The organism is Moraxella nasovis, assembly GCF_022701215.1.
Taxonomy (GTDB): Bacteria; Pseudomonadota; Gammaproteobacteria; order Pseudomonadales; family Moraxellaceae; genus Moraxella; species Moraxella nasovis.
Map to the genome: position 1 here is coordinate 495,219 of NZ_CP089976.1, position 11,996 is coordinate 507,214.

Below are 11,996 nucleotides of genomic sequence, written 5' to 3' on the forward strand. Positions count from 1 at the left end.
CAATTCTCCACTAAAAAACAAGTATATTTAATCACAAATCATGCTATCTTGTTAGTTGATTTTTTGCAAATCTTTGCGTCATCACCCCAAACTTCGGCGAAAACAAAAACGCCAATACAAATAAAGCAGTCTGCAAAGCGACAATCACCCCACCTGTCGCACCGTCCAGATAATAGCTCAAATACGCCCCAACACCCCCTGTCAGCACCCCAAAGGCAATCGCCATCAGCACCAACGGACGAAAACGGTCGGTCAGCTGAAAAGCGGTCGCCCCCGGGGTAATCACCATCGCAATCACCAAAATCGCCCCCACCGTCTGCAAGGCTGCCACCACGCACGCTGACAACAAGCTAAAAAACAGCACCTGATACACCTTGGGCGACAACCCTACTGCACGAGCTTGAATTTCATCAAAAAAAACCAACAACAAGTCTTTCCAAAAAATAAGCAAAAAAAGCAAACACACGCCCATGACAATCGCCACTTGCACCATGTCGGTGTCGCTAATGCCCAAAATATTGCCAAAAATAATCTCTTGCACATTGACGGCGGTTGGATTGACCGAAATGATAAACAGCCCCAAAGCAAAAAAGGTGGTAAAAATAAAGCCAATGACCGCATCTTCTTTTAGATTAGTCAATGCCTTAATCCACAAAATAGATAATGCCGCCAAAATCCCTGAAAAAAACGCCGCCACCGCATAAGGCAAGCCAAAGGCATAAGCAATCGCCACCCCCGGTACGACCGCATGAGATAACGCATCGCCAATGAGCGACCAGCCTTTTAGCATCAAATACGCCGACAAAAACGCACACACCCCACCCACCAACGCACTGAGTGCCACAGCTTTTAGCATATATTCATAAGCAAAAGGCTCTAATAATAGCGTAACTATCTGTGTCATGGCTATCTGTGTCATGGCGTATCCTTTGATGGCGAGTGGCTGGCTGTGGTGGCTGATTGTGTCTGTGATGGATAAGTACTGCCACTTTTTGGGTCAAAAATTTGTACTCCGCCACCGCCTGCTTGACCACAGCCACTGACATCTTTAAAGGCATTGATATTGATTTGTGCCAAACGGCTGTGTTTTTCTTCGGTGTAGTCATTGCTTTTGGTTGTGCCATCTTGCACGCCATAAAACACCGCAGGCACTTCATCGTCCGCCAAAATCGTTACCGAACGGCGGTCATCATCATCATGCAAATCCCTACCGCCCAAGCGAATTTGTCTTAGCACACCGCCAAAGACTTTTTCTAGATTGGTCTGGGTAAAAGTGTCAGCCGTACTGCCTGCCGCCAATACCGTGCGGTTAATCATCACCACTTGGTCGCAAAATTCAGGAATCGTGCCTAAGTTGTGCGTAGAAATCAAAATCAAATGCCCTTCGCTACGCAAGTCATCAAGCAGTGCCATGATTGCTTTTTCGGTTTTGACATCAACGCCGGTAAACGGCTCATCAAGCAAGATGATTTTGCTTTCTTGTGCCAACGCCCTTGCCAAAAATACTCGCTTTTTTTGACCACCTGACAGCTCGCTGATTTGACGGTCTTGTAGGTGGCTGATGTCCACACGAGCCATCGCATCTGCTACTTTTTGTTTGTCTATGGCTTTGGGTATTCGCAAAAAATTCATGTAGCCATAACGCCCCATCATTACCACATCAAATACCGACACAGGAAACTGCCAATCCACTTCTTCGCTTTGGGGGACATAGGCAACCAGATTTTGTTTAAGTGCGATATTGATGGGCATATCACATAGGCGGATTTGTCCAGATTGCGGACACACAAGCCCCATGATGGATTTAAATAACGTGGATTTGCCAGAGCCATTGACCCCCACCAAGGCACAGGTCGTCCCCCCAGTCAAACAAAAAGTCATGTCGTACAACGCATGATGACCATTGGCATAGCGGACGTTCACGCCTGCTACGTCTATTTTGGCGATGGGTTTTGTGGTGGCATGTGGTAATTTTTGCATGGTCGCATCGTTAGTTTGTTAATTTAAAAAACATAAAAACGCCAAGATGAAGATTTTGTGTTTTTTAAATCAATATCTTATTTCACCAATGTCTTGTTTTTCATATCTTATTTATAACGAACATCAAATAAGCAAAGACCCTCATGATGATTGAATTATTATAAAGGATTGATGTTTGATGAACAATTTAAAAAACAAAAGACTTGGTTATCCTAAAAATATTTAAAAAATTAAGCAGTGTCTTTTTTTAAGATTGATGTATGTTGGCATGACAAAATTTGATAAAAATGACAATCAGCCATACACCGATTGCTGATTGTCCTAGTACACTTTTAATTACTTTTTCTTGTCATTACTTTTTCTTAGCATCTTCAAATCCCTTGACCACCGTAGAGACGGTAACATTGAGCAGGTCAAGATAAGTTGGTACTGCCCCATTTGGCTCAGACAAGCTATCTACATACAAGACACCGCCATAATAAGCCCCACTTTCTTTGGCAACTTGACGGGCAGGCTTATCAGAGATGGTGCTTTCGCTAAATAGCACAGGGATTTTGTTGGTACGCACAGTATCAATCAACGCTTTGACCTGCTTGGGTGAGCCTTGTTGTTCGGCATTGATGGGCCATAAATATGCTTCTTTTAGACCATAATCTTTCGCCAAATAACTAAACGCCCCTTCACTACTGACAAGCCACCGCTCATTTTGGGGAATTTGTTCTAATTTGGCACGCAAGGGTGCGTCAAGCTCTTTGATTTTTTGGCGATAAGCTTCGGCATTTTTGATATACACGTCTTTATGCTCAGGGTCATATTTTATCAAAGCATTTTTGATATTCTCTACATAAATCAACGCATTAGATGGCGACATCCACGCGTGCGGATTGGGCATATCTTTATACGACCCTTCTTTGATGGGCAGGGGTGTGATGCCTTCTGTAACCACCACAGCAGGCACATTTTTAACACCTTGGTAGAATTTTTCAAACCACCGCTCCAAATTTAGTCCATTATACAAAATCAAATCCGCCTGATTGACTTTGGCGATGTCTTGGGGTGTTGGTTCATATTCATGAATCTCAGCACCTGCTTTGGTGATGGACTGCACATCGGCAGCATCGCCTGCCACATTTTGGGCGATGTCTTGAATGACGGTAAAGGTCGTCAGTACGGTAAATTTGTGGTCTGCTTGAACGGCAGGCTCTTGTTTGGCGGTGTCTGCGGTGTGTTCAGTGGGCTGGTTACAGCCTGTCAATGCCAACACAAACGCAAAACACGCCCCTAATGTTTTTAATGATTTCATCATCCCTCCCAACAACCAAATAAAATGAACACTTATGATAAACTGCCCAAAAAATAGCACTATTTATATTTGAACGGCATTTATGAACGACACATATCTTAGCTGATATTTTGATAATGATATTTATTATCATTTATAAAGTCAAGGGGTTTTGCCGATTTTTTGGAAATTGAGATATGTAATGACCAATAAATTTCTGTATAAACCCTTTAAACTCCGCTTTTATACTTATTTTCTTTTCTTATTTTTTCACCGATACGACTGGCACATATTGGTTATTGTAGCAAACTTTGTTATAATAAAAAATTACCCAAATAACTAGCCAATATTTACCAAACTTAGGAAAAATTATGGTCGCAATCACTCTGCCAGATGGTAGTATCAGACACTATGACAACGCCACTACTGTAATGCAAATCGCCCAAGACATCGGAGCAGGCTTAGCTCGTGCCACCATCGCAGGGCGTGTGAACGGTCGTCTTGTAGACGCTTGCGACCCCATCACCACCGATGCCAATGTGCAAATCATCACCGCCAAAGATGAAGCTGGCGTAGAAATCATTCGCCACTCTTGTGCCCACCTGCTTGGTCATGCCGTCAAACAGCTGTATCCTGAGGTCAAGATGGTCATCGGACCTGTGATTGAAGATGGCTTTTATTATGACATTTATAGCGAACGCCCTTTCACGCCTGACGACATGGCGGCGATTGAAGCACGCATGAAAGAACTCATCAACCAAGATTATGATGTCATCAAAAAAATGACCCCACGAGATGAAGTCATCAAGACATTTAGCGAGCGTGGCGAAACCTACAAGCTACGTCTGGTAGAAGATATGCCTGATGAGACACACATGGGACTGTATCATCATCAAGAATATATTGATATGTGTCGTGGTCCACACGTGCCGAATACTCGCTTTTTGAAAGTCTTTAAATTAACCAAAATGAGCGGTGCGTATTGGCGTGGCGATGCCAAAAACGAGCAATTACAAAGAATCTATGGCACAGCGTGGGCAGACAAAAAAGATTTGGCAGCCTACATCAAACGCATAGAAGAAGCTGAGAAACGAGACCACAGAAAGATTGGCAAACAGCTAGGACTGTTTCATTTGCAAGAACAAGCCCCCGGTATGGTGTTTTGGCACCCCAATGGTTGGACAATTTGGCAAATACTTGAACAGTATATGCGTAAAGTACAAAAAGACAACGGCTATCTAGAAATCAAAACCCCACAAATTGTAGACAGAAGCCTGTGGGAAAAATCTGGGCATTGGGAAAACTATGCCGAAAATATGTTCACCACATCTAGCGAAAACCGTGATTATGCCATCAAACCCATGAACTGCCCTTGCCATGTGCAAGTGTTCAATCAAGGCTTAAAGTCTTATCGTGATTTACCGCTACGCCTTGCTGAATTTGGCTCATGCCACCGTAATGAGCCGTCTGGGGCGTTGCATGGCATCATGCGTGTGCGTGGTTTTGTGCAAGATGATGCTCATATCTTTTGTACCAATGCTCAAATCAGACAAGAAGCTCTTGATTTTATTCAAATGACCTTAAAGGTGTATCAAGATTTTGGTTTTGATCAGGTACTGATGAAACTCTCCACTCGCCCTGACAAGCGTGTCGGCTCAGATGAGCTTTGGGATTTAGCCGAAAAAGATATGGCGGACGCATTAGATGCCGCAGGTCTAGATTGGGAACTACAAGCAGGCGAAGGGGCGTTTTATGGTCCTAAGATTGAATTTACTCTAAAAGACTGCCTAGGTCGTGAATGGCAATGCGGTACATTGCAACTAGATTTTAACCTACCAGAACGCCTAGATGCCGAATTTGTGGGTGAAACTGGCGAGCGTGAGCGTCCTGTCATGCTACACCGTGCGATTTTGGGCAGTTTTGAGCGGTTTATCGGTATTTTGATTGAGCATTATGCAGGTCTTTTCCCTGCATGGCTTGCACCGACACAAGTTGCCGTCATGAACATCACCGACAAGCAAGCAGACAACGTAAACGAAGTGGTGAACAAGCTTAGCAGTGCAGGCTACCGTGCAATTGGCGATGTCAGAAACGAAAAAATCGGCTTTAAAATCCGTGAACGCACCCTAGAACGCATACCCTTTATGCTAATACTGGGCGATAAAGAAGTAGAAAGTGGCACAGTAAACGTACGTACTCGTGAAGGCGACAATTTAGGCAGTATGAATCTAGATGATTTTGTGGCAATCCTGGATAAAGCGATTGCGATGAAAGGACGGGTTGAAGCGAAAGCGGAATAAACTAAAACAAAAAAGTCGGCTTTACGTCCGACTTTTTTGTTATTTAACGCCATTATTTAACAAATATTAAAAAATACTACACAGATGTCAAATTTGAACTTTTTTATAACCTTTTTCAAATTATAAAGGCAAGCTGTACTAATTTGTATTTGATGGTAAGCATAAGATTATCACGACTTTTATCCACCGATGGTTGCCAAAACACCAAGCAATGCCGATGTTTTGGGGAAAGTTTTTGGTTCGTATATGCAGCTTATCACAGTTCATATGTAGTATTTGATAAATATCACAATTCTTATGCCATCACCTTGGATAGTTATTATATGGCGGGCTTTGGTACAAAATCACCGCCAAACTTCTAAAATGATTGCTAGATAAATCCAAATCCACTGATAAAAAGTGGATTTTTTGTAACAAGTCTTGTAACTCATTGTGAAATTGGGTAGAATAAGTATCTATCTTTTTATTTGGAGTATGACTTATTAAACCGTCCAATCGTCTAAACGTGAATGAAGACATTCGTGCAAAAGAAGTCCGCTTGGTTAATGCCGATGGCGAGCAAGCAGGCGTCGTTGATTTAAAAACTGCCCTAAAAACTGCACAAGACAGCGAACTTGATTTGGTAGAGATTGTACCAGACGCTAAGCCCCCTGTATGTAAAGTCATGGACTACAAGCGTTACTTGTACGATCAAAAGCAAAAAGCAAAAGAAGCCAAAAAGAACCAAAAAGTCACACAAGTTAAAGAAATCAAGCTTCGTCCAGGAACAGAAGAGGCGGATTATCAAGTTAAACTGCGTAAGATTTTGGAGTTTTTGGAAGAAAAAGCCAAAGTTAAAGTATCTATCCGTTTCCGTGGGCGTGAGATGGCTCACCAAGAAATCGGCAAAGCACAGCTTGAGCGAATTGTAAAAGACACTGAAGAGTTTGCGACACTTGAACAAGCTCCTAAAGTAGAAGGTCGCCAAATGGGTATGCTACTTGGACCTGCCAAAAAGAAATAAGCAAATCTAATACCAAACCAACCCTAATGGTTATACCTTAAGATTTCTAGGGTTGGTTATCATATTAATAACTGTTTTTGAAAAATAATAGCATCAATAGCACCTGATGACGTCTTATAATAGTTTTTACGCACGTCAATCTGAACAAAACCACAGGTTTGGTATAAATAAATTGCAGGCATATTATCAGCACGCACTTCTAATAAAATCCTTTCGCATGGCACAAAGTCTTTGGTGCATAACTGGCAAAGTTTTTTAATCAACCCCCTTGCTATGCCTTGCTTTTGATATCTTGGGTGCGTGCCAATACGTAAAATTTCTGCCATCTCAAATACACAAGAAAATAGACAATAACCCACCAATACATCATCAGACATTTGCCATAAAGCACCCGACCCATACTGATTAAGAACATCTTGTATCGCGTATCTGTCCCAAGCATCGTCTGCTTGTAAGCATAACTCAAGGCTTGCGATATTATCCAAGATCACATCGCCAACCACACCTTTTTGATAGAACATTTGCATCATTTTACTTATCCATTATTTTATATAAGCATTTAATAAAATCTGTTGTGATATGATACAATGATTTAAACAATTTACCTAACTTATCCGTTTTAGAAGTTAATAAAGCATATGACTACCCAACACTGGAATGATCCGAACGCCAACGTAGAGGCGTCAAAATACCAAAACCCTATCCCATCACGCCTGCTCATTTTGCAAACTGTCGCACAAATGAATAACCGTGGTGAAGCTGCAACCATAGAAAGCTTAGGCTTACATTTTGAAATCTTAGGCGACGAGGATAGATTTTTTGCCTTAAATAACCGCCTAAAAGCCATGCTAAGAGATCATCAACTTGAACGCACAGATGGCATTCATTTTAGCATCGCCCCACTGCCAACCATCGTAACAGGCAAGGTGGCAAGCAACGCTAAAGGCTTTGGATTTGTTGTCCTAGATGATATGCCAGATTTATTCTTACACGAAAAACAGCTTAGAGTGGTGTTTGATGGCGATACAGTAGAGGCGGTGGCAACGGAGTTTCGAGGCAAGCCTGAGGCGCGTATTGTCAATGTCATCAAGCACGCTCAGACTGAATTTGTTGGCGTGCTAAGCTCTGATGATGATGGCTATTTTGTACAGTTAAGCGGAGTAAATGCCCACCAGCCCATCACACTCACCGATGAAAACGTCTCTGAATTTGGGGCAAACTTAGGTGATAGCGTTAAAGTTGCGGTGATTGATTTTCCGACATATCAAGAGTATGCCACAGGTAAAATCACCCAACTGCTAAGCGGTCTAAATGATAGAGAACTAATCATTGAAACCACTTTACAAAATCACGGTATTCCAAATGAGTTTAGCAAGGCAGCTTTAGATCAGGCTTATCGTTATGATGAACCGAGCAAACAAGACATTCAAAATCGCACTGACCTAAGAGATTTACCACTAATTACCATTGATGGTGAAGATGCACGTGATTTTGATGATGCTGTCTTTGCCCAAAAACGTGCAGGGGGTAACTTTCGTGTGGTCGTTGCCATCGCTGACGTCAGTCATTATGTCACTCCAAGCTCACCACTTGATGTTGACGCTTATGAACGTGGCACATCTGTGTATTTCCCACATCGGGTTATTCCCATGTTGCCAACGGTGCTATCAGATGGACTATGCTCATTAAATCCAAAAGTTGATAGACTGTGTATGGTCGCTGATATTAAGCTATCTCGTGCTGGTAAAGTGACAGGCTATGAGTTTTATCCTGCGGTTATGCATTCTAAAGCTCGACTCACTTATAATCAAGTAAATGCCTATCTTGATGATCCAACCAACGAAACACTGCCTGATGATTTGGTGCAAAATCCTGATGTTTTAAAATCAGTAGATACGCTACACCAAATATACCAATTACTAGAGCAAAAGCGTGAAGAACGTGGTGCTATGGCGTTTGAAACTGCTGAAACTTACATCGTCTTTGATGAAGATGGCGACATCAAAGACATTAAAGCACGCACTCGTGGCGATGCCCATAAACTCATTGAAGAGATGATGCTCCTTGCTAATACTTGTGCTGCCAATTTTGCCCTAGAGCATGAACTGCCTGTGCTATATCGCAACCACGATAAACCAAGTGAAGAAAAATCACTTCGTCTGTCTGAATATGTTAAAACTTTTGGACTGTCTTTCCCAAGTGAGAACCCAACACATGCCGATTATCAGCGTATCATTCATGCCACTAAAGACAGAGCAGACGCTGTAAGTATTCACAGTATGTTACTACGCTCTATGATGCAAGCAAATTATAGTCCTGATAACATTGGGCATTTTGGTCTTGCTTATGATGAATATAGTCATTTCACATCACCCATTCGCCGTTATCCAGATCTTATGCTACACCGTGCCATCAAAGATAAGGTGACCAAACAAAAGCCTGCTACACCACTATACAAAAATCTTGATGAAGCTGGCGAGCAGACATCAACAACCGAACGCCGTGCCGAAGAAGCCAGCCGAGAAGTGGAAACATGGCTTAAGTGCCACTACATGACTCGTCATGTAGGCGATGAATTTACCGCCACGGTCACGACTGTAACGAACTTTGGGCTATTTGTTACCTTAAACGAGCTATTTATTGATGGGTTAATTCATATCTCTGGGCTGGGTGATGATTATTTCACTTATGATGAGAAGACCCAAACGCTTGTTGGCGATAAAGGCGATGTATACGGTTTGGGTCAACAGCTGCTTGTGAAAGTTGCAGGCGTGAACATGGATCTGCTTCAGATTGACTTTGCTTTAGTTAAACAGCTGAACGAAAACGCCAAACCAAAGACCAAAAAGCCAAGAACAAACAAAAAAGCAAGATCTAAAAAAGACTAACTAAAAAAACCCGCTTAATATATAAAGCGGGTTTTTATATACTTAAACAAGCCAAAGATGATACTCAAAAACACATCTAATCACAGATCCAAAAATGCCTGCGCCGCTGCCAAATCTAGCGTGCCTTCATAAATGGCACGCCCTGTGATTGCTCCAAGTAGATACTCACTGTAAGGCTTTAACGCCTTAACATCATCAAGATGACTAACACCGCCTGATGCAATGACAGGTAAACCACATGACTTAGCAAGCTCAACTGTCTGCGTTAGGTTTACCCCTTGCATCATGCCATCTTTAGCGATATCAGTATAAACAATGCTTGATACGCCTGCATCAGCAAAACGTTTGGCAAGCTTAGTTGCCTTAACATCTGTCACATTCGCCCAGCCATGCGTCGCCACAAAGCCTTCTTTGGCATCAATGCCCACCATAATATGACCGCCAAATTCACGGCAAGCTTCTTCCACAAATTTAGGCTCTTCGACTGCTTTTGTGCCAATAATAATATAGCTTAATCCTACTGACAGATATTCTTCAATAGTTCTTAGACTTCTTACGCCACCGCCTAACTGAATGGGTAGGTTTGGACAGGCTTTTGCAATGTCTGCCACCACAGATTTATGCACAGGCACGCCATCAAATGCCCCATTAAGATCCACTAAATGCAGACGCCTTGCCCCTTGATTAACCCACTTTACCGCCATCGCGGTCGGGTCATCGCCAAATACGGTATCATCTTCCATTCGCCCCTGCTTTAAACGAACGCATTTACCATCTTTTAGGTCGATGGCAGGGATAATCAGCATAGACATGATTGTTTCCTTAAAATTAAATAAAAGCACGCAAATAAATCATTTTGGCATTGTAACAAACTTTTTATAAGATTTGTTAGCCAAATTTTTAATGGTTTGCATTTTCCAATGTATCCATTTTTGCATTTCTTTGGTTACAAATTTGCTAATCTCTAGCAACCTTATGAAAAACCCTACAAATTTATAGCAATTTATGGTATGATAGATGAAATTTTGTGCATTTAAAATGCAACAAAAAGGGTAGCCAGTCGCCACTGTAACCACAAGCATTAACGTGTTGTTAAGGAGTCTAAGGTCAGCGTTAAAGCTCTTATGCGGTTCGCCGTTGTACCAACAGGAGTCTGGTATGGTTATTTTACTAAGAGTATTTAGCTTATGATTACCATCAAAAAAGGTCTTGACTTGCCAATTACTGGCGAACCGTCAAGCACCATCAGCGAACATACGCCCACGCATGCCGCCCTAATCGGCTACGATTATATTGGCATGCGTCCTACAATGCTCGTCAAAGAAGGCGATATCGTCGCCAAAGGTCAGGCAGTTTTTACCGACAAAAAACGTGAAGGCGTGATCTACACCGCTCCTGCATCAGGTCGTGTCATTGCCATTAATCGTGGTGCACGTCGTGTTTTTGAGAGTCTAGTCATTGAGATTGACGACAGTATTATCGACGAAATCACATTTAGTGCCTATGATAGCGATAGCCTAAGCACGCTAAATCGTGAAGCGGTTGTCCACCAGTTGGTGAATTCTGGTGAGTGGACTGCATTTCGCACACGTCCTTTTAGCCGTACACCAGAAATTACAGACATACCGTCTGCAATTTTTGTGACAGCAACAGACACCAACCCTTTGGCAATCGATCCTATAGCGGTACTTGAAGACAGTGATAAGCTACAAGCCTTTAATGACGGCTTGGCAGTGCTATCTACACTGTCGCCAAAGACATACGTCTGTCATGGCAAGGTAGAATTGCCACGTGTGAAAGTTGCCAATGAAACAACATATCACCAATTCACTGGTGTTCATCCAGCAGGCAATGCAGGCACGCATATTCACTTTTTACATCCATTAAGTCGTGGTGTTAGCGTCTGGACAATTGGTTATCAAGATGTGATTGCTATCGGCAAGCTGTTTACCACAGGCAAGCTTTATACCGAGCGTCTTATCAGCTTGGCAGGTCCATCTGTTGCCAACCCTCGCTACATTCGCACAACCCGTGGAGCTGACCTATCAAAGCTTACTGATGGTGAACTTATCGGTACAGATAACCGCATCATCTCAGGCTCTGTGCTTTCTGGTCGTCAATATTCGCTGACTGTGGCTCACTTAGGACGCTTCCACACTCAAGTAAGTGTCCTAACAGAAGGTCGTGAACGCCCTGCCCTGCACTTTTTCTCATTAGGGCTAAATCGCTTCTCTAAGATGCCAATTTATCTATCAAAATTCTCAAAGAGCAAAAAGTTCACTATGACCACAAGCACGAACGGCTCACCCCGTGCGATGGTGCCTATCGGTGCTTATGAAAAAGTCATGCCTCAAGACTACTTACCTACTCAACTTCTGCGTGCACTTATTGTAGAAGACATCATTACAGCAGTTGATTTAGGTGCTTTAGAGCTTGATGAAGAAGATTTGGCATTATGCACCTTTGTTTGCCCAGGCAAATATGAGTATGGTGACATTCTGCGTGAAAACTTAACACGCATTGAGATGGAAGGATAACCAAAG

At 42.5% G+C, this 11,996-nt stretch carries 9 protein-coding genes; 4 read left to right on the plus strand and 5 right to left on the minus strand.

Annotation, left to right across the window (positions count from 1 at the left end; translation table 11 throughout):
* Positions 1-43: 43 nt before the first annotated feature.
* The 3 genes from LU293_RS02455 to LU293_RS02465 all read right to left on the minus strand — a co-directional run bounded on the left by LU293_RS02455 (position 44) and on the right by LU293_RS02465 (position 3,283).
* A complete protein-coding gene (locus LU293_RS02455; RefSeq protein WP_311195313.1) occupies positions 44-919 on the minus strand; it encodes a metal ABC transporter permease in 876 nt (291 codons plus the stop codon).
* Positions 916-1,980, minus strand: a complete 1,065-nt coding sequence (locus LU293_RS02460) for a metal ABC transporter ATP-binding protein (RefSeq protein WP_311195314.1) — start codon at positions 1,978-1,980, stop codon at positions 916-918. The genes LU293_RS02455 and LU293_RS02460 overlap by 4 nt, the downstream gene beginning before the upstream one ends.
* Positions 1,981-2,332: 352 nt before the next feature.
* The gene (locus LU293_RS02465; protein WP_242748336.1) at positions 2,333-3,283 is read right to left on the minus strand and encodes a metal ABC transporter substrate-binding protein; all 951 of its coding nucleotides are present in this window, start codon (positions 3,281-3,283) and stop codon (positions 2,333-2,335) included.
* Between the two features lie 350 nt (positions 3,284-3,633).
* Between LU293_RS02465 and thrS the strand changes: the two genes are divergently transcribed.
* Both thrS and infC read left to right on the plus strand, forming a co-directional pair.
* Entirely contained in the window at positions 3,634-5,562 is a 1,929-nt protein-coding gene (gene thrS / locus LU293_RS02470; protein ID WP_242748337.1) for a threonine--tRNA ligase, read from the plus strand.
* A 505-nt stretch (positions 5,563-6,067) separates the two neighbouring features.
* Positions 6,068-6,565: a translation initiation factor IF-3 gene (gene infC / locus LU293_RS02475; RefSeq protein ID WP_242748338.1), complete on the plus strand. Its 498-nt coding sequence runs from the start codon at positions 6,068-6,070 to the stop codon at positions 6,563-6,565.
* A gap of 59 nt (positions 6,566-6,624) precedes the next feature.
* Here the strand turns inward: infC and rimI are convergent, their stop codons facing one another.
* Entirely contained in the window at positions 6,625-7,086 is a 462-nt protein-coding gene (gene rimI / locus LU293_RS02480) for a ribosomal protein S18-alanine N-acetyltransferase (RefSeq protein ID WP_242748339.1), read from the minus strand.
* Between the two features lie 117 nt (positions 7,087-7,203).
* On the opposite strand from rimI, the gene rnr reads away from it, so the two are divergent.
* On the plus strand, positions 7,204-9,453 hold the full coding sequence (gene rnr / locus LU293_RS02485; protein WP_242748340.1) for a ribonuclease R: 2,250 nt from the start codon (positions 7,204-7,206) through the stop codon (positions 9,451-9,453).
* Positions 9,454-9,533: 80 nt separating this feature from the next.
* Here the strand turns inward: rnr and hisA are convergent, their stop codons facing one another.
* Positions 9,534-10,259, minus strand: coding sequence for a 1-(5-phosphoribosyl)-5-[(5-phosphoribosylamino)methylideneamino]imidazole-4-carboxamide isomerase (gene hisA / locus LU293_RS02490; protein WP_242749620.1), 726 nt, complete (start codon positions 10,257-10,259; stop codon positions 9,534-9,536).
* Positions 10,260-10,640: 381 nt separating this feature from the next.
* Here hisA and LU293_RS02495 point away from each other — a divergent pair, with 381 nt between their 5' ends.
* Positions 10,641-11,990, plus strand: a complete 1,350-nt coding sequence (locus LU293_RS02495) for a Na(+)-translocating NADH-quinone reductase subunit A (RefSeq protein WP_242748341.1) — start codon at positions 10,641-10,643, stop codon at positions 11,988-11,990.
* Positions 11,991-11,996 lie beyond the last annotated feature (6 nt).

Excerpts from the sequence above, each read along its gene's own strand:
- LU293_RS02455 (WP_311195313.1), bottom strand. The coding sequence starts at position 919 with ATGACACAGATAGCCATGACACAGATAGTTACGCTATTATTAGAGCCT.
- LU293_RS02460 (WP_311195314.1), bottom strand. The coding sequence starts at position 1,980 with ATGCAAAAATTACCACATGCCACCACAAAACCCATCGCCAAAATAGAC.
- LU293_RS02465 (WP_242748336.1), bottom strand. The coding sequence starts at position 3,283 with ATGAAATCATTAAAAACATTAGGGGCGTGTTTTGCGTTTGTGTTGGCA.
- thrS (WP_242748337.1), top strand. The coding sequence starts at position 3,634 with ATGGTCGCAATCACTCTGCCAGATGGTAGTATCAGACACTATGACAAC.
- rimI (WP_242748339.1), bottom strand. The coding sequence starts at position 7,086 with ATGTTCTATCAAAAAGGTGTGGTTGGCGATGTGATCTTGGATAATATC.
- rnr (WP_242748340.1), top strand. The coding sequence starts at position 7,204 with ATGACTACCCAACACTGGAATGATCCGAACGCCAACGTAGAGGCGTCA.
- hisA (WP_242749620.1), bottom strand. The coding sequence starts at position 10,259 with ATGCTGATTATCCCTGCCATCGACCTAAAAGATGGTAAATGCGTTCGT.
- LU293_RS02495 (WP_242748341.1), top strand. The coding sequence starts at position 10,641 with ATGATTACCATCAAAAAAGGTCTTGACTTGCCAATTACTGGCGAACCG.